The sequence below is a fragment of the Borreliella afzelii genome (assembly GCF_014202295.1).
In the GTDB taxonomy this organism is placed as follows: Bacteria; Spirochaetota; Spirochaetia; order Borreliales; family Borreliaceae; genus Borreliella; species Borreliella afzelii.
In genome coordinates this window covers 128,994-145,758 of the sequence record NZ_JACHGM010000001.1, presented here as the reverse complement: position 1 = coordinate 145,758, position 16,765 = coordinate 128,994, and the positions used below count along the sequence as shown (strand labels likewise).

Here is a 16,765-nt window from a genome sequence, read left to right as displayed (position 1 = left end):
TTTGAGTAAAGATTTAGATAAAGAAGATGTTCTTTATAAAAAAAGACATTCAATAGCTCATGTTATGGCAGAAGCTGTGCGCGATTTATTTCCAAATACCAAGATTGCAATAGGACCTCCTATTAAAGATGGCTTTTATTATGATTTTGAATTTAAAAAGCAAATTACAGAAGATTCTCTTTTAGATATAGAAAATAGAATGAGGGAGATTTTAAAGACTGGAAGTTCTTTTGAAAAAGAATTAATAAGTGTAGAACAGGCTCTTGAAATTTTTAAAGATGAGCCTTATAAGATTGATTTGATTAAAAATTTTGACTTACAAAATGAAATTTCTATTTACAAGAGTCATAATTTTATCGATCTTTGTAGGGGTCCTCATGTTGAAAATATGAATAAGATTGATCCTAAAGCATTTAAGCTTACTAGTATTGCTGGAGCTTATTGGCGAGGTAATGAAAAAAATACAATGCTTACTAGAATTTATGGAACTTTATGGAATAATGAAAAAGAGCTAAGGTCTTATCTTAATTTGAGAGAGGAAATAAAAAAAAGAGATCATAGAAAGCTTGGAAAAGAGCTTGATTTATTTTCTATTCATGAAGAGATTGGCCCAGGGCTTGTTTTTTTTCATCCCAATGGGGCCAAAATAAGAGCTTTGATAGAGGATTTTTGGAGAGAAGAGCACTCTAAAAATGGGTATGATATTCTTTTTACTCCTCATATTGGCAAATCTTGGCTTTGGCAAACTTCTGGCCACTTAGACTTTTATAAGGATAGCATGTTTGAAAAAATGGAAATGGACAAAAGCGATTATTATCTTAAACCCATGAATTGTCCTTTTCATATTGCAATTTATAATACAGGCAAGCATTCTTATAGAGATTTGCCATTTAGATGGGCTGAACTTGGCACTGTATATCGTTATGAAAAGATAGGTGCTTTACATGGCATAATGAGAGCCAGAGGTTTTACTCAAGACGATGCTCATATTATATGTACTCATTCTCAAGTTTTAGATGAGATTAAAGAAGTTCTTAGGTTCGCTATTTATATGTGGAGTAAATTTGGCTTTAACAGTTTAAAGGCATATCTTTCTACAAAGCCTGACAAGTTTGTTGGTAATGATTCTGATTGGGAAATGTCTTTAAAAGTTCTTGAAGAGGCTTTAAGTGGCTTTGAAGTTCCTTATGAAATTGATAAGGGGGGAGGTGCTTTTTATGGACCTAAAATTGATCTTAAGATAGTTGATTCGCTTGAGAGAGAGTGGCAGATGAGTACAATTCAATTTGATTTTAATCTTCCCGAAAGATTTAATATGACTTATACTGCTGAGGATGGTAAAGAAAAAAGACCATTTATGATTCATAGAGCCTTGTTAGGGTCTATTGAAAGATTTTTTGGAATTCTTATAGAGCACTATGGGGGAGCGTTTCCTTTATGGTTATCTCCTATTCAAGCAGTAATCATCCCTGTTAACAATGCTGTAGAAGATTATGCTATTAAGGTTTTTAATAAATTTAAAAATGAAGGGATGAGAATAAAACTTGATAATACTTCCTCAAGAATGAATGCTAAAATTAGGGAATATCAGGCCAAAAAAATACCTTATATGTTTATAATTGGTGAGAGAGAAGCAACAGAAGAAAAAATATCTATTAGAACAAGAACAAATGAGCAAATAAATGGACTTGAACTTGATGAAGCTCTTAAATTAATTTTATTAAAAATAAGAGATAAGGAGATTTGATAAATTGAATAATTTGATCAAAATTATTACTCCTAATAAAATAACATTAGCTAGGATTATACTTTCCTTTATCATATTAATTTTATTTTTTTTGGAAAATATATTTTTTTCATATTTGTTTTTTGGAATTATTTGGTTTTTAATCATTTTTAATGAATTTACTGATTTTATTGATGGGTATCTTGCAAGAAAATATGGTCTTGTTAGCAATGTGGGTAAAATTTTAGATCCTTATGCGGATGTTTTGCAGCATTTAACATATTTTGTTTTTTTCTTTTATAAAGGCATAACCCCTTATTATTTTTTTGTAATATTTATTTATCGTGAAATTTCTATTGGCTTTGTTAGAAATTTAATTATTCAGTTTAATATAGTTCAACAAGCCAATTTTTTGGGAAAATTAAAGTCAATTCTTTATGCTGTTTGTACTTTTGCAAGTCTTTTGTTTTATACTTTAAATCAACTCAATTTTACAGAACCAATTCAAAATTTTATTAGCTGTATTTTAAATTTTGAATTTAAATTTTTATTTATTGTTCAAGTAATGTATGTTTGTGCTGCGTTTTTTGCAATTTTATCATTTTTAGATTATGTATTAATATTCTTGAATGTAAAAAAATATGAAAATAAATAAGACATTAATTTTGCTATTTTTATTTACAAAACTTTTTCCCATTCAAGCTCAAGTAAATCAAATATTAACAGAAATTAGTCCGTTGAGTATTTTAAGTAAAAATGGGAAAGGTAGTGTTTATTTAAAAGTCAGCAAATCTTCTGATTATATTTTAACCTTAGATAAGAGTTCAAATTCTGATTTTGTTTTTAAAATTTATGATATTTCTAATAAAAAGTATATAACTGATAAAATAAAAAGCAAAGATTTTAAAATAAGGTTAGATCAAAATTCTCTTTATGCAATAATATATGTTGGCAGTAAGAATGAAAATATAAAATTTTCGCTTACAGATTTAGATTTTTCAATTTTGAGTGGCGATTTCTTGAAAGCTAAGACATCTAAAATTGAAAAAGAAGATTCGTTTTTTACTTTAAAAGATTTGCCCGTTTTAAATTTAACTAGCAAGCTTAAAAAGTATGTATTAAGGATTTATAAAAGCAATATTTATATTGCTTATCAGTTAGAAAATAGCGATGACATTAAAGTTGCTGAGTTTATTGAGGATGTTGGTTGGTTTAATCTTGATTCGTCTGTTAATGGAAATATTATTAATATAGTTAATTTTGATTTTTCAATTAATTCAAAAGGCAATTTATATATTGCTTTTGTTACGAAATCAGGGTCTGATTTTGCTAGTGAGCTTGTAGTTAAAAAATTTAATAGTAGAAAATGGATTGATATTAGCCCAGGGTACATAGAAAATTTTGGATCTTTATTAAATATGAGCATTGATTTAAAAGATAGGTTGTATTTGGCATATTTAAGAGAAATTGAAGGTGAATATAAAATAAATTTAATCTCAAATATGGGTTACGGAAATATTTGGACTGATGTAATACATTCTTATTTAAGCAAAGGTAATTCTAATGTTAATTCGTCAAACATTGGACTAATCTCTGAACCTTTTTTGGGTATTTTTTATAATTATAAGTCAAATAATGAGATTAAATCTGAGTTTATTGTAAACAAAGAGAATGCTTGGGTAAATGCAAACATTCCTTCTGTTTATATGGCTAATTTTATTAAAGGTTTTTTTGATTCTAATTTTAATCAAATAATTATGAGTTTTGTTTCTGAAAATAGACCGATTGTAAGCATTTGTCCTTTAAAAAGCAATAGATGGATTAATATAAGTCCTAATGTTAAAATGGAAGGTTCGAGCATTGATATTGGGCTTTATAAAAATAATTTGTTTTTAGCTTTTGAAGACAATAATGATGTGAGGTTAATTTATTTCAAGAATAAAAATTGGTATTTTTTAAATAAGTTGGAGCATTTTAAGGGCAATGTTACTAGTCCCCAGATTGGAATTTATGGTAATCAAGGGCTTGTAGTCTCTACTTTAAGCTCTAATTCCAATGAATTATTTTTTACTTTGGTTTGTCGATGAGAGTAATTCAAAGTAAGATCTAGTTTCAAGGTTTTCTTTTAATCCAAATTGATTGATTATGTTATTGATTTCTTTTTTTGCTAAATCTATATCATTTTGATTGTTAATTATTTTTTCTATTTCTAAAAAAAATCCAAGATTTTTTACTTCATTTATCTCCACATTTAAATTATTAGTTTGATAAATTAAGCTTTTTTTTATCTTTTTGTATAGCTTTTTAAATTTAAGCTCTTTTAGAAGGATTAAAAAATTGTTAACATTATCTATTTTGAATTCTACTTCTTTATTAATTTCTATAGCATTGTTTTTGTCTAATATTTTTTTTTTAAATGTGACAATTTTTTCTAGAGTATTTAATTTTCTTATTCTTATAATTTTTTTTGGGTTTGAGTAATAGATATCAGTCTTTATTTCTTCTTTAATAAACTTGAATTTTTTATTTGCTAACTTAATAATTCTTTTCAACTCTTTTGGAGGAATAAATGCTTTTGATTCTATTTCGAACATATATTAAAAATAATGTAATTATGATAATATTTCAATGTTAAAATATTATGCTATATAAGATGGATTTTTAATAATTTAAACAACTTTTTGTATGATATGTTGAAATTTGAATTTAGCGACAGGTTTTTACTTTTTAGTTATTTTGTTTTAATTATGTTTGTAGGCTCTCTTTTGTTAATGCTGCCTATTTCTTGGGGAGGTGATGGCAAATTAGCATACATTGATGCTCTTTTTACCGCTGTTTCTGCTGTAAGTATTACAGGTCTTACAACTGTTGAAATAGAAGGTTTTTCTACTTTTGGATTTATTTTGATAATGTTACTAGTCCAGCTTGGGGGGTTAGGATTTATAAGCATTACTACTTTTTATTTGCTTATACCTAAAAAGAAAATGAATTTAACAGATGCAAGAATAATAAAGCAGTATTCCCTTTCAAATATAGAGTATAATCCTATTAGAATTTTAAAAAGCATATTATTTATAACTTTTTCAATTGAAATGATAGGTTTAATATTAATACTTATTTGTTTTAAGCTTAGGGGAGTTAATATTTCATTTTTAGAGGCTTTATTTACCACAATCTCTGCTTTTTGCAATGCAGGTTTTTCTATGCATTCTGAGAGCATTTATGCATGGCGAGATGTTCCTGAAGCCATAGTTGTGGTTTCTATTTTAATAATTTGTGGTGGGCTTGGGTTTATGGTCTATAGAGATGTAAAGAATACTATTAAGAATAAAAAAAAATTATCACTTCATGCCAAAATAGTTTTTTCTTTGAGTTTTGTTTTAATTATAATTGGTGCAATTTTATTCTTTTTTACAGAGATACATAAATTAAAAGATGGTTATTCGATTAGTACTCTAATATTTAATTCAATTTTTTATTCGATTAGTACTAGAACAGCCGGTTTTAATTATCTTGATAATTCTTTAATAAGCGGAAGAACTCAAATAGTTTCTCTACCATTCATGTTTATTGGTGGGGCACCCGGATCAACTGCGGGGGGAATTAAGATTACAACATTTTTTTTAATTATATTAGCTGTTGTTAAAAATCAAAACGGCAATGGATATATTATTGGGTCTTACAAGGTTTCAATAGATAGTATAAGATTTGCACTTTTATTTTTTGCAAGAGCTATTTTTATTGTAAGTTTTTCTTTTTTTATGCTTCTTTTTTTTGAGGGAGGATCTGGCAATTGGAAAGTTATTGATTTGGGTTATGAAGTATTTTCTGCTTTTGGAACAGTTGGTCTTTCAGTTGGAGTAACCCAGGATTTGTCATTTTGGGGTAAAGTCATTATAATTTTTACTATGTTTGCAGGACGAATAGGACTTTTTTCAATGGCTGTTTTTGTTTCAAGAAAGTCACGTTTTGAAGAATTTACAAGGCCAAGGCAGGATATTTTGGTTGGTTGAAATATGAAAACATTTGTTATTATTGGACTTAGTAATTTGGGAATTCACTTGCTTGAAGATTTAAGTAGACTTGATTGTCAAATTATTATCATAGATACATCTAAAGAGCTTATTGAAGAATATGATGTGATATCTACAGAAAGCTTTGTTGTTGAACAATTTACTAAAAATGCTTTAAAAAGAATAATTCCTGTAGATACAGACGCTGTTGTGATTGACTTTGATGATGATCTTGGCAAAAGTGCTCTTGTAACCCATTATTGTAATCTTTTAGGTTTAAAGGAAATATGTGTTAAGACAGAAAATAGGGATGATGCTGAAATATTAAAAACTCTTGGTGCAACAAAAATTATATTTCCAAGTAAAGATGCTGCTAGAAGATTAACTCCATTATTAGTATCTCCTAATCTTTCAACTTATAATATTATTGGGTATGATATTATTGTTGCTGAAACTGTTATTCCTAAAGAATATGTTGGGAAAACCCTTTTTGAAGCTGATCTTAGAAGGGAATGTGGGATTACAGTTATTGCTGTTAGGAATTTAAGTAATTCTAGATATGAATTTGTTGATGGCGATTATTTTTTTTTAAAAGATGATAAAATTGTAATTTGTGGGAAACCCGATAGTATTGAAAATTTCACAAACAATAAAGATTTAATTAAAGATTTAATTTCGGTTTCTAAGGAGGATGAAAAATTAAATAAAGATACTGAAAAGAAGTCGAGATTTGTAGGGATTTTTAATTTTATGAAAATTTTTCAAAAAGATCGTAAGGATAATTAGGATTTAAGAATGACTAAAATTATTCCTGTAGCAAGTGGTAAAGGTGGTGTTGGAAAAACATCTTTTGTTGCAAATATTGGTTATAAGCTTTCTAGCTTAGGTAAAACTGTAATACTTGTTGATCTTGATCTTGGGGGTTCTAATCTACATACTTGTTTGGGTGTTAAAAATAAGGGTGTGGGTATTGGTTCTTTTATTAATAAAAAAGATAAAAATTTTTCAGATTTAGTATGTAAAACATCTTATGATAAACTTTACCTTATTCCAGGTGATGCTCTTTATACAGGAACAGCTAATCTTCCTTTTTCTGTTAAGAAAAAGATTATAGAATCCATTCAAAATGATCTTATTGCTGATTTTATTTTTTTAGATTTAGGATCTGGAACTTCTTATAATACAATAGATTTTTATTTGGCATCTTATAGTGGTGTAATTGTTACAGTGCCAGAGACCCCCTCCATACTTAATGCCTATTCTTTTTTAAAGAATGCTCTTTATCGCCTTTTGTATTTAAGCTTTCCTCAAAAAAGCCCTGAGCGCGATTATATTGGTAATTTTTTCAAAGATAAGATTGAAGGGACAAAGCTTGGATTTAAAGATTTGGTTGTTGGTATTGAACTTATTTCTTTGAGTTCTTCTTTGAAAGTTAAGAAGATGATGAATAATTTTTATCCTAGAGTGGTATTAAATAGAATAGAAACTAGTGAAGAAATTGCCATGTGTGAAAATTTGATTAATGTTGTTAAAAATAATATTAATATACCAATAGAGTTTATAGGCTTTGTACCTTTTGCAAAAAGTTTTAGAGAGGCTATTAATAATAGAGTGCCATTTATTGATTTTGAGAAGAATTCAAAGCTGAATAAATATTTTGAATTTATAGCTGGCAATTTAATTAAATCTCCTGTTGAAGGCTCTCCTTATATTTACGACGATATATATGATATGATTAAAGATCAAAGTCAATTTATTAGAAAGTAATTGGGCTATAATACTATAAAGGAGTATTTGGTGTATAGAATTAAAAATGAAAATTTAGATTTTAAAATAGATAGTTTGGGAGAATGCAAGCAAAACAATCCTTTGATTGATTTTTATGCTAGCGAAGGCTCGTCGCATTTTGTTAATGAGAAAAATAAAATTAAGTTTAGTGTATATAGAAATGAAGATGAGGGAGATAAGTATGAAGATGTTCTTTTAGAAAAAGCTGGACCTAGAGAAAAAATTTATTTTGTGCCCAGACATGTTAAAGCTGCTATTACTACTTGTGGTGGACTTTGTCCTGGTTTTAATGATGTTATTCGTTCTATTGTGCGAACTTTATGGAAAATTTATGGGGTTCGCAATATTTATGGGGTAAAATTTGGATATCAAGGTCTTCTTCCGGAATCAAATTCACCTTTTATTAATCTTAATCCAGATGTTGTGGATGATATTAATAAATTTGGAGGTACTATTCTTGGCTCTTCAAGGGGTGGTATTAAACCTGTGGAAATAGTTGATACTTTAGAGAGAATGAACATTAATATGATTTTTAACATTGGCGGAGATGGTACTCAAAAGGGATCTCTTCTTATTGCTGAGGAGATAGAAAAAAGAAATTTGAAAATAGCAGTTGTAGGCATTCCTAAAACGGTAGACAATGATTTTATGTTTGTTCAAAAATCTTTTGGATTTGAGACCGCTGTAGAACAAGCGGTTGCAGCTGTTGCTGGCGCTCATTTTGAAGCTAATAGTGCTTATAATGGGATTGGACTTGTTAAGGTTATGGGACGGGATTCTGGCTTTATTGCTGCTCATACTGCACTTTCTTCTAATGATGTTAATTTTTGTTTAATTCCAGAGCTTGATTTTGACATAGAAGGTCCTAATGGATTTCTTGTTCATCTTGAAAGACGGCTTTTAGAGAAAGAAAGCTTAGAAGAAATTCCTCATGCAGTAATATTAATAGCAGAAGGAGCAGGTCAAAAATATTTTGATCATTTTCCTCGCAAGAAAGACGATTCTGGGAATTTGCTTTATGAGGATATTGGGCTTTATATTAAAGATAAAATTACAGAATATTTTAAAGCAAAAAATATCCAGTTTACCCTTAAATACATTGATCCTAGCTATATTATTAGAAGTTCACCTGCTAATGCTAGTGATTCGCTTTATTGTGCTAGACTTGGGTCAAATGCTGTACACGCCGCAATGTCTGGTAAGACAAAAATGTTGATTAGCCTGTGGAGTACAAAATTCGTGCACATACCAATTAAGATGGCGGTAATTGATAGAAATAAGGTTAATCCAAATGGTTCTTTTTGGAGAGATGTTCTTTCAAGCACAGGGCAACCGATTAGCATGAAGAATTAAATTATAAATTCTTTTTATTTGGCAGCATTTCCAGCAATATTTAATATATCCCAGGTTCTTGAGAATGGTGGAGAATATGAGAAGTCCATCATTCCTAATTCTTTTGTTGTAAGTTTTGAATAGATTGCAATTGATAAAGCATGGATTCTTATTACGGCTCCATTTTTTCCTATTGCTTGTGCTCCAAGGATTATTTTGGTATTCTCCTCGTAAATTAATTTAACATAAAGATCTTCTTGCCCCGGATAATAATTTGTATGATTTTTATCCTTTACAAAAATCGTTTTGTAGTTTATTTGAAGCTTTTTTGCGTCTTTTTCCGTAAGTCCTGTTCTTGCAGCTTCTAAGGATAGTATCTTAATTGAAGCTGAGCCCAATGTCCCTTTAAATGGAACATGATTCCCAGCTAAATTTTCACCGACTACTCTTCCAAGTTTGTTGGCTGTTGTTGCAAGTGGTATGTATTCATTTTTTTTGCTTACTATATTATAAATAGTTGCACAATCTCCTGCAGAAAAAATATTTTTTATGCTAGTTTCGCCATACTCATTTACAATTATTGCTCCATTTGTAGTAGTTTTAAGCTGATTTTCCAAAAATTCAGTATCAGGTTTTATTCCAGTAGCAAGTATGACAACGTCAGCCTGATAAGTGTTTTTGTTTGTTACTACTCCTTCTACCCGTTTTTCTCCTATTAAGCTTTTTACAAACTCACTTGTATGAAGTTCAACTCCTTTTTCTATTAGTTCTTCTTCCATTATTTTAACTATTTCTTCGTCAAAAGAATCTGTGAGGATGTGTTTATCTAGTTGAATTAATCTTACATTTTTTCTTTTATTTTTTGCTGCTTCTATCATTTCAATTCCAATGTACCCAGCTCCAATTATCACTATATTTTTAATCTCTTCTTTATCCATTAAATTTTTTAGATTTTGACCGTCTTCTAAATTTCTCAGCGTATAAAAATTTTTTAGATTGATATTGTCGATTGCTGGAATAATAGGTTTTGCGCCAGTTGCTATCATGAGTTTATCGTAGTTATTATTAAAAATGCTTCCTGTTTTTTGATTTTTTATTACAATTGTATTGCTTTTTGTATCTACTTTGATAACTTCGTGGTTAGTTTTAGCAGAGATCCCAGTTTTTTCGAATTCTTCTTGTGTTCTTGAGATCATTGTATTTGGATTGTCAAAAAATCCTCCTATAAAGTAAGGCAGCCCACAAGTTCCAAAAGATACAATATTTGTTTTTTCATAGATAGTAATGTCTAGGCTTTTATTTAAGCGTTTTGCTTTAGCTGCGGCACTAGTTCCTGCTGATGTGCCTCCAATAATTATTATTTTCATGATTGTTTTTCCATTTACTTAGTTATGAGTTCTTCTTTATTGTATATATTATAGTCAAGTTGTTTAAGTTGTTTTGCAGATATAACACCAGCAATCATTGAGCCGCTCACATTAACAGCTGTTCTTCCCATGTCAATTAAAGGTTCAACAGATATTACAAGTCCGACCAATCCTACTGGAAAGTTCATTGCTGAGAGTACCATTAATGAAGCTGTTGTTGCGCCTCCGCCAGCACCGGCAGCTCCAAACGAAGTTATTATTATTAATCCAAGAAGTGTTAGTATAAATAAAGGATCTGTAGGGTTTATTCCTTGAGTTGGCGCTAGCATTATTGCAAGCATAGAGGGGTGCAGTGCTGCACAACCATTTTGCCCAATTGATGTTCCAAAGGAGCTTGATAAATTTGCTATTCCTTCGCTTACCCCTAGGTTTTTAGTTTGAATTTCTATATTAATAGGTATAGTTGCAGCACTAGATCTAGATATAAATGCAAATGTTAGTGCTGGAGATATTTTTTTTATAAAAGTAATTGGGTTTAATTTATTTATTGCAATTAATGTCATATGCATAAGAAATGTAAGACCTATGGCAATGTAGGAAGCAATTATAAATTCTCCAAGCTTTATTATGCTTTTAATTTCACTGGTTGCTGTAATTTTTGTTATTAAAGCTAATATAGCATAAGGCGTTAGTTTTAAAATTAAAGTTACTATTCCCAATATTGTGTCTTGAAGCGTTAATATTATTTTTTTAAAAAATTCTATTGATTCTGGCTTTTTGATAGATGTTTTAAGGGCGGCTATTCCTGTGATAGCTGAGAGTATTACAACTCCGATTGTTGAGTTTTTTCTAAGTCCTGCCAAATCTTCAAATATATTTTGTGGAATAAGTTCTGTGATTTTTTTTGTGATTGGTGTTTGCTGTAATATTTCAAGGCCTTTTTGTAATTTTTCACCTTGTAAAATTTCGCTTACTCCCGCTTGCAGTCCTTCTGCTGTTAATCCTAACATTAAAGCAGTGGAAATGCCAATTATAGCAGCAATGCCTGCTGTAAATACTAGTGTTAATATTACAAATAGGCTCATTTTTCCAGCATCTTTACTGTTGGTTAATTTTATTATTGCAGAGATTATTGATGTTATTATTAAAGGGGTTATAATCATTTTAAGAAGTCTTACGTATCCATCGCCTAAAATATTTATCCAATTGATAGTTTCGTTTGTTATAGATGAATTTGTGCCATAAAAATATTGGATAGTCATTCCAAATGCTATTCCTAGCCCTAACGCTATAAACACTCTTTTTGTAAAAGAAATATTTTTTCTTTTACAAAAATAAACTATGCTTATTAGAATAAGCATAGTTGTAATATTGATCAATGTATATAATATACTTATCTTATCCATTTTTACCTCTTGTATAAGCTTAGTGCATTCTTTTTTAAACTTAAGGTTATATATTTAAAATTAATTAATTAATTAATCTTGTTTTAATATTTTTTTGGAATAAGATTCTATTGCTTCATCTTCAAAGGTGTCATTTTTTAAAATTTGATTTGCAAGTGTTTTTCCCAGCTGAACCCCTTCTTGGTCGAATGAGTTTATATTTAATAAAAATCCCTCAAACATTACTTTATTCTCATAATGGGAGAGTATTGATCCTATTGCATAAGGTGTTAATTCTTTTGAATATATTAGTGCAGATGGTCTCTCGCCTTTAAAATTTTTATTTTTGTTACTATTTTCTTTGCCTTTTGAGAATGCTATTATTTGGGCTATTAAATTTGCTTTTAATTTGTCATTGCTTGAGCTATTATCAGAGATTACATCTTCTTTAAGTTGTGTTTCATTAAAACCTATGAAATCCATTGGAACTATATCTGTTCCTTGATGAAGCATTTGAAAGAATGAGTGTTGAACATCCGTTCCAATGCCTCCCCAAATTATTCTTACAGTTTTATAGTTTATTGTTTCGTTAAATCTGTTTACACTTTTTCCATTGCTTTCCATTTCAAGTTGTTGTAAGTGAAGATAAAAATTCTCCATTGCCTTAGAATAAGCAATTATACAGTTGCTACTGTAGTTGAGAACATTTCTTTCGTATATACTAATTAGTGCTGCTAAGAGAGGCGCATTGTCTTTTACGTTTTTATTTAATGATTTTTTGTCCGCTTTATTGGCTCCTTTTAAAATTTCTTTTACAATTTTTTCTGTGAAGCAAAGAGCAAGTAGCACAAGTCCAACTGCTGATGTTGGAGAAAATCTTCCACCTATTGAATCATGCATAAAGAAATATTCAAGATATCCTTTTTCCTCTAGCGCTAACATGCTGTTTTTTAATGTTATAATGACCATTTGTTTTTTATATTCTTTGATGCCGTTTGATTTCAATTTGTTTATTAAGAATTGCATATTAGCTTTGGTTTCTAATGTATTTCCACTTTTTGAGACAATAATAAAAAGCGTTTCATCAATATTAATGCTATTTAGCACCTCTGCCGATTCGTCTGGGTCGATGTTTGAAATAAAATAACCATTCATTAAGGCTAGGTTATGTTTTTTTGCATAATTTTTTATTGAACTGTAAAGAGCTTTTGGTCCTAGACTAGATCCACCAATTCCTATTTGAACTACATTTTTAAATTTTTTACCATTTGCGCTTTTAATATTCCCAGAATGGATTTGCTTTGCAAAATTATATATTTTTTCAAGTTCTGATTGGAAAAACTCCCGCATATTTTCTTTATTGTCTTCTATTACGTCCTTACCAATTTGCCCTCTTGTAAGATGGTGTAGGACTTTTCTATTTTCACTAATATTGACCCTTTCCCCATTAAGTATTTCTTTATATTTTTCTATTAAATTTGCTTCATCGCTTAAATTTTGAAAAATTTTAAGGTGGTTTTCATTAATTTGCTTTGAAGCGTAATTATAATGCACACTATCTCCTTCTATCGTAATGTCGTACTCTTTTATTCTTTTTCCAGTTAATACAGTTTTTAGCACCTCTGGGTCAATTCTTTCAAGGATTTTGAAATTTTCAAGTTCATTAAGATTTTTGTAATTTATCATAAACACACCCCTTTATTACGGTTTAAATTTTTCTATTTTTTCTTTTCCACATGTTTTTAATTTTTAATATAATAAATTTAAAGAATCTCATTATTATATTACTTTCAGAATAAATTTTTAAGTAGGCTTCACCTTCGTTTGCTTCACTTTTTGTAAATGATTTTCTAACATTATTCTCATCAAGTTCAATTTCAAGTAAAGTTTTTTTGTTTTCAATTGAGATTACCTTTACCTCAGCTTCTTTATAGCCTATTTCTTTTAAGGCTTGATATCTTCTAAATCCTGCTATCAAATTTTTATTTTTATCTATTATTATTGGATAAATTAATCCATGTTTTATAATGCTGTTTTTAAGGGTTTCAATGTCTCCTATATTTTTTCTAATTCTTTTTTTTATTTTTATTTGATCGATATCTATTAACATATTGTTTTAATCCAATTGGATATCTTCTCCGTTGACGTCTTTATTATTAATTTTCTCATTTTCATTTTCATTTTCATTGTTGTTTGAATTTAATTCTTTTATGCTTTGCACTTCTGTTGTGTTTGTTTTATTAACAATGACTCCGTCTTTAATTTCTTTAGTGTTTTTAATAAGCATTTCTTCATCGTTGTTGTTATTTATTAGATCTTGTTGTGAATTCTCATTTTCTATTTTATTTAAGGGTTCTTGAATGTTCATTTCTATTTCATCTTCGTTTTTATTTTCATTATTGTCAATGTTCTCAAGAACATTATTATTATTGTTTAGGCTTTCAAGATTATTATCAATATATTCAAATTCAGGAGTGTCAAAATTTATTTCATCGTTATTATTAATCTCATCAATTCCGTATATGTTAAATTCTATTGTATTTTTAAATTCTAGTTTATTGCCATAGTATTTTGATTTTTCAATTGGCTGGGTGCCAGAAATAAATAGTTCATTTATTATTTTCTCATCAGCAATTTCTTCTGGCAATAGTCCTGTTTCTGCTTGTACAGGGATGCTAATTATTCCTGCAGGTTTTTCAAAAACTTTTTTAGGTAAGTTTTTGTGATATTCTGCCATGAATTCTCCCCAACTAGGGCCTGCTAATCCTGTTCCTGTTCCAGATGTTCCTAGTGAATATCCTTTTTTGTCAAATCCAACCCAAAATGCTGTTGTTATATAAGGAGAGTATCCTATTGCCCATCCGTCTGCCCAATTTTGTGTTGTTCCTGATTTTCCAGCAATGTCAGATTTAAAATTTTTAAGATTTGTATATTTTTGATTTGCTAAGGTTCCGTATTGAATTGTTGATTTCATCATATCTGTGATGATATAGGCAGCTTGAGGAGACACTATTTGATTTTGATGTCCTTTGTTTTTTATTTTAGCCAATATACTTGCTTCTTCATTTACTATTATTCTTCCGGTTCTATCTTCAATGTATCTTATTCCATAAGGTTCGATTTCGTTACCACTATTTCCCAAAATTGCAAAGGCTCTTGCCATTTGTATTGGAGAAACCGATATTACACCGAGTGCCAGTGGATAAACTTTTGGAAATGTTTTTTCTATTTCTTTTGGATCTGTTATCCCTAATAGTTTTGAGGAGTAGCTAATTGCAGAGTCAAAACCTAGTTTGTCTAATATTCTTAATGCTGGAATATTTAAAGACAAGGCCAATGCTTGGCGTGTTAAAACGTTGCCTCGCCATTTTCCGCCATAATTTCCTGGAGCATAAACTTCTCCGTCTTTATTTAGAAATGCTACTGGAGAGTCTGAAAACATTGTGGCAGCTGTTATTTTTTTTAGATCAATTGCTGCTGCAAAATATAATGTTTTAAATGCACTTCCAGGCTGAACTTTTGCTTGTGTGGCTCGATTAAATTCATTGTCTTTAGCATGTCCGCTTCCCCCAACCATGGCTCTTATTGCTCCGCTTGTTGTGTCTATTGCTATCATTGCTCCTTCAGGCTGTGCAACTAGCTTTGGTGTTAATTTGTTTTTAATAATATATTCTTTTGTTGCTTTATCTATTTTATCAATTCCAAGTATAGCTCCAAAGCTTGCAATTAGATCAATATTGTCTTCGTAAAATTTTCTTTTTCTAAGTTTTTTATATTGTCTTCCATTTATTCTTAAATTTTTAATTCCTAATAAATCTGATATTGCATCTACTACAGGGACAATTTCTGAATTAATAATTATTGTTTCGGATGATCTGTTTAAATTATGCATTGTTCTTGCTTTATTAATCATATCGTTTGTAACTTTATCTGCATATTTTTGTGCTTCAAGGTCAAGAGTTGAATATATTGAGTATCCATCTTTATATATGTTTGCACCATCTGGTAAATATTTTAGTATTTTTTGCCTTATGTATTCAGAAAAATAAGGAGCCTGGTCTTTTTTGTTTGAAATTGCAGATGTATCAGCCATTCTAGTCCAATCATAATTTTGCCAATATTCATTAAATTCTTTTTCAGCAATTTCGGCTTTTACTATTCCATTTGATACAACTTGGTTTAAAACTGCGCGTTGTATTTTTTTTGAGAATTCTGGATTGTAAAGAGGTGAATAAAGTTTTGCATTTGGAAGTTGGATTATCATCATCACGGACTCTGCTGTATTGATTTTATTCACGCTTTTGCCAAAAAAGAATTTTGATGCGGCAACTATTCCATAGTTGCCGTTTCCAAAATAAACTTTATTAAGGTATTTCTCTAATATTTCGTATTTTGAGAGTTTTTTTTCAAGTTGGATTGCCCACCATATTTCATTTAATTTCCTCAAAATTGATCTTCTTGCTTGATTCGTGTAGAGAAGCTTTGCAAGTTGTTGGGTCAATGTGCTGCCACCTGAAAAATATCTGCCAAGAACAATATTAAATGCAGCTCTAAATATTCCTATCAAGGAAAAACCTCGATGAGAAAAAAAACCAATATCTTCTCGTATTAAAAGTGTATTAATTAAATTATCAGGCATTTTTCTCAAGGGCATTAATTCTCTATTTTCATCAGATATAAATTGAGTTATTAGTTTTCCATTAATATCTAAAAGTCTTGAGGGAACTGCTGGGTTTATATATCCAAAATTTTTATCTTTTTGTATGTTTATAGTCTTAGATATTGCTAATGACAGTGTGATAATAGAAAAGCTAACTGTGAAATATGTTAAATAAATAAGTAACTTATGCTTATTTATTTTTTTCAAATTAAGGTTATTTAATTTCATACTTTTTACTAAAGTATACTATAAGTGTATAAGAATTAATAATGTTATAAGTTGATTGTTATAGTGTAAAATTATTGTTATAATTTTACACTATGTAAGCAGCATTTTTAAGTTTTGTTAATTAAACAGATGTTGTGGGGGTTGTGTTGGTATGTCTTTGATTTTTAGAGTAGATTTATTGATTGTTGGTTAATCTTGTTTACAACTTGATTGGTTTAAACTTTATTGGTTTAAAACAATTTTAAGCATTGTTTAGTATTTTTTAT

The 16,765-nt window shown here is 29.2% G+C and carries 13 protein-coding genes; 7 read left to right on the top strand and 6 right to left on the bottom strand.

Annotation, left to right across the window (positions count from 1 at the left end; translation table 11 throughout):
• Window position 1 precedes the first annotated feature (1 nt).
• Genes thrS through HNP63_RS00620 form a run of 3 tightly spaced genes read left to right on the top strand, consistent with a single transcriptional unit; the run spans window position 2 to window position 3,813 of the window.
• The gene (thrS, locus tag HNP63_RS00630; RefSeq protein ID WP_183226968.1) at window positions 2-1,747 is read left to right on the top strand and encodes a threonine--tRNA ligase; all 1,746 of its coding nucleotides are present in this window, start codon (window positions 2-4) and stop codon (window positions 1,745-1,747) included.
• A 4-nt stretch (window positions 1,748-1,751) separates the two neighbouring features.
• On the top strand, window positions 1,752-2,381 hold the full coding sequence (gene pgsA / locus HNP63_RS00625) for a CDP-diacylglycerol--glycerol-3-phosphate 3-phosphatidyltransferase (RefSeq protein ID WP_004789516.1): 630 nt from the start codon (window positions 1,752-1,754) through the stop codon (window positions 2,379-2,381).
• On the top strand, window positions 2,368-3,813 hold the full coding sequence (locus HNP63_RS00620) for a hypothetical protein (RefSeq protein WP_183226966.1): 1,446 nt from the start codon (window positions 2,368-2,370) through the stop codon (window positions 3,811-3,813). Before pgsA ends, HNP63_RS00620 begins: the two co-directional genes overlap by 14 nt.
• On the opposite strand, the gene cyaB is transcribed toward HNP63_RS00620, so the two are convergent.
• Window positions 3,787-4,320: a class IV adenylate cyclase gene (cyaB, locus tag HNP63_RS00615; protein WP_004789751.1), complete on the bottom strand. Its 534-nt coding sequence runs from the start codon at window positions 4,318-4,320 to the stop codon at window positions 3,787-3,789. The two genes, HNP63_RS00620 and cyaB, sit on opposite strands and share 27 nt — an antisense overlap.
• Window positions 4,321-4,416: 96 nt before the next feature.
• On the opposite strand from cyaB, the gene HNP63_RS00610 reads away from it, so the two are divergent.
• The 4 genes from HNP63_RS00610 to HNP63_RS00595 are packed head-to-tail and all read left to right on the top strand — an operon-like array spanning window position 4,417 to window position 8,880.
• A complete protein-coding gene (locus HNP63_RS00610) occupies window positions 4,417-5,739 on the top strand; it encodes a TrkH family potassium uptake protein (protein ID WP_004789988.1) in 1,323 nt (440 codons plus the stop codon).
• Window positions 5,740-5,742: 3 nt separating this feature from the next.
• Window positions 5,743-6,525, top strand: coding sequence for a potassium channel family protein (locus HNP63_RS00605; RefSeq protein ID WP_004789891.1), 783 nt, complete (start codon window positions 5,743-5,745; stop codon window positions 6,523-6,525).
• Window positions 6,526-6,534: 9 nt separating this feature from the next.
• Window positions 6,535-7,506, top strand: a complete 972-nt coding sequence (locus HNP63_RS00600; protein ID WP_011601188.1) for a MinD/ParA family protein — start codon at window positions 6,535-6,537, stop codon at window positions 7,504-7,506.
• A 30-nt stretch (window positions 7,507-7,536) separates the two neighbouring features.
• The gene (locus HNP63_RS00595; protein ID WP_004789506.1) at window positions 7,537-8,880 is read left to right on the top strand and encodes an ATP-dependent 6-phosphofructokinase; all 1,344 of its coding nucleotides are present in this window, start codon (window positions 7,537-7,539) and stop codon (window positions 8,878-8,880) included.
• A 14-nt stretch (window positions 8,881-8,894) separates the two neighbouring features.
• Here HNP63_RS00595 and HNP63_RS00590 read toward each other — a convergent pair whose 3' ends face one another.
• From HNP63_RS00590 to HNP63_RS00570, 5 genes are all read right to left on the bottom strand, one after another.
• A complete protein-coding gene (locus HNP63_RS00590) occupies window positions 8,895-10,226 on the bottom strand; it encodes a CoA-disulfide reductase (RefSeq protein WP_183226964.1) in 1,332 nt (443 codons plus the stop codon).
• A gap of 14 nt (window positions 10,227-10,240) precedes the next feature.
• Window positions 10,241-11,632 (bottom strand): L-cystine transporter, encoded by a 1,392-nt coding sequence (locus HNP63_RS00585; protein ID WP_183226962.1) that lies wholly within the window; start codon window positions 11,630-11,632, stop codon window positions 10,241-10,243.
• 72 nt (window positions 11,633-11,704) lie between these two features.
• Window positions 11,705-13,297 carry a glucose-6-phosphate isomerase gene (locus HNP63_RS00580; RefSeq protein ID WP_011601191.1) on the bottom strand — a complete coding sequence of 531 codons (1,593 nt, stop codon included), beginning with the start codon at window positions 13,295-13,297 and terminating at the stop codon, window positions 11,705-11,707.
• 22 nt (window positions 13,298-13,319) lie between these two features.
• Entirely contained in the window at window positions 13,320-13,721 is a 402-nt protein-coding gene (locus tag HNP63_RS00575) for a ParB N-terminal domain-containing protein (RefSeq protein WP_004789703.1), read from the bottom strand.
• A 6-nt stretch (window positions 13,722-13,727) separates the two neighbouring features.
• Complete coding sequence (locus HNP63_RS00570; RefSeq protein ID WP_073999046.1) at window positions 13,728-16,499, bottom strand: penicillin-binding protein 1A; 2,772 nt, start codon at window positions 16,497-16,499, stop codon at window positions 13,728-13,730.
• Window positions 16,500-16,765: the final 266 nt, after the last annotated feature.

Coding starts and splice junctions, on each gene's coding strand:
- HNP63_RS00620 (WP_183226966.1), top strand. CDS start 2,368: ATGAAAATAAATAAGACATTAATTTTGCTATTTTTATTTACAAAACTT.
- cyaB (WP_004789751.1), bottom strand. CDS start 4,320: ATGTTCGAAATAGAATCAAAAGCATTTATTCCTCCAAAAGAGTTGAAA.
- HNP63_RS00610 (WP_004789988.1), top strand. CDS start 4,417: ATGTTGAAATTTGAATTTAGCGACAGGTTTTTACTTTTTAGTTATTTT.
- HNP63_RS00605 (WP_004789891.1), top strand. CDS start 5,743: ATGAAAACATTTGTTATTATTGGACTTAGTAATTTGGGAATTCACTTG.
- HNP63_RS00600 (WP_011601188.1), top strand. CDS start 6,535: ATGACTAAAATTATTCCTGTAGCAAGTGGTAAAGGTGGTGTTGGAAAA.
- HNP63_RS00590 (WP_183226964.1), bottom strand. CDS start 10,226: ATGAAAATAATAATTATTGGAGGCACATCAGCAGGAACTAGTGCCGCA.
- HNP63_RS00585 (WP_183226962.1), bottom strand. CDS start 11,632: ATGGATAAGATAAGTATATTATATACATTGATCAATATTACAACTATG.
- HNP63_RS00580 (WP_011601191.1), bottom strand. CDS start 13,297: ATGATAAATTACAAAAATCTTAATGAACTTGAAAATTTCAAAATCCTT.
- HNP63_RS00575 (WP_004789703.1), bottom strand. CDS start 13,721: ATGTTAATAGATATCGATCAAATAAAAATAAAAAAAAGAATTAGAAAA.
- HNP63_RS00570 (WP_073999046.1), bottom strand. CDS start 16,499: ATGAAATTAAATAACCTTAATTTGAAAAAAATAAATAAGCATAAGTTA.